Below are 1,402 nucleotides of genomic sequence, written 5' to 3'. Positions count from 1 at the left end.
ATTTGCAAACAAATACTTACCGCATTCTCGGAGTAACCGTGGGTTCAAGCCATCGGTATTTGTGGACCCAGTGATACTAATGCTTGAGAGCGGAGGAGTAAGTCTTGAGGATATAAGGGAATTGAAATATGAAGAAGGGTTAATGAAACTGATAGACGAGAGGCGAATTCCAAGTCCTGATGCAGTTGGAGTCTGGTTAAGGCGAATGGGAAAGGATTCTGAAGGGTTAAAAGGTTTGGGTAAGGTGAGGGAAAAGATAAATCATAGGCTGCTAAAGAGAGATGGGATAAAAGAATACACGTTAGATGCGGACGCCACGGAGATAATAGCTGAGAAGGATGAGGCGAACTATACGTACAAGGGCAATAAGGGATATATGCCAATGCTTGGATTTTTATATGAGACGAAGCTGTGCATATATGACGAATTCAGAGAGGGTAATACACCCCCCGCATATGGGCAGAAGGATTTTTACACAGAATGTAAGAAGCGAATGCCAAGAGAAAAGAAGATAAAGGCATACAGGGCAGACAGCGCGTCATATCAGGCGGAGTTGATAAACAGGTTAGAGGAAGATGGTGTAAAGTGGGGAATAACTGCATCCCATGATAAAGCAGTAAAAGCGCTTATAAACTCGATAGAAGAGGCAATGTGGAACGAACCAGAGAGAGGATGTGGGTATGAGCTAGCAGAAACAGTTCATTGCATGAACAAGACGGGCAAGTCATTTCGGATGGTATTAAAAAGAGAGCTGCGTAAGCAGGCAGATTTATTTGAAGAGGGTAAATATTATCATCATGTAATAGCGACAAACTGGTTAGAGGAAGAGAAGACAGGAAATGAAGTAATTAAGTGGCATAATCAGAGAGGGGACGCGGAGAATTTTAACAAAGAGTTAAAAAGCGGCTTTGGAATGGAGCGTATGCCGTGTGGTCAGACACATGCCAATGCGGTATTTTTCAGGTTAGGAGTAATAGCATACAATCTATTTATTGGGTTTAAAAGACTGTCATGTCCAGATTCGTGGGCAAGACACACAATAAAAACATTTCGTTGGAAGATGATACAGGCAGCAGGGCGAATAGTGAGCCATGCTGGGCAAGTAATCTTAAAGCTGGCAGTGGATATAAAGAAGCTGGCAGTATTTGAAGAGATAAGGGTAAAGATTTATGAACTCAGCCTCGCATGGGATGGCTAACAAAGAGTATGAAATAATAAATCACTGGCATAAATAGGGAGAGGTATGTTTAAAAAAGTAATAATTATGTAATATTAGGTATTTAAGATAAGCATTTAGTTGTTTATGATATATAATCATGGGTTGATAATACTATAAATGACAAATAATGCTCTCAAAAACCCTTTATAGCGATAGGTGCAAATTCCTATGTCGGAGCTTGGG

The 1,402-nt window shown here is 40.6% G+C and carries 1 protein-coding gene; it reads left to right on the top strand.

Annotation, left to right across the window (positions count from 1 at the left end; translation table 11 throughout):
* Nucleotides 1-1,198 (top strand): IS1380 family transposase (locus ASN18_RS14035; RefSeq protein WP_157073007.1); only part of this gene is annotated, 1,198 nt, incomplete at its 5' end.
* Nucleotides 1,199-1,402 lie beyond the last annotated feature (204 nt).

It is taken from the genome of Candidatus Magnetominusculus xianensis (genome assembly GCA_001541255.1).
GTDB classification, from domain to species: domain Bacteria; phylum Nitrospirota; class Thermodesulfovibrionia; order Thermodesulfovibrionales; family Magnetobacteriaceae; genus Magnetominusculus; species Magnetominusculus xianensis.
This window is presented reverse-complemented; position numbering and strand designations above follow the sequence as displayed.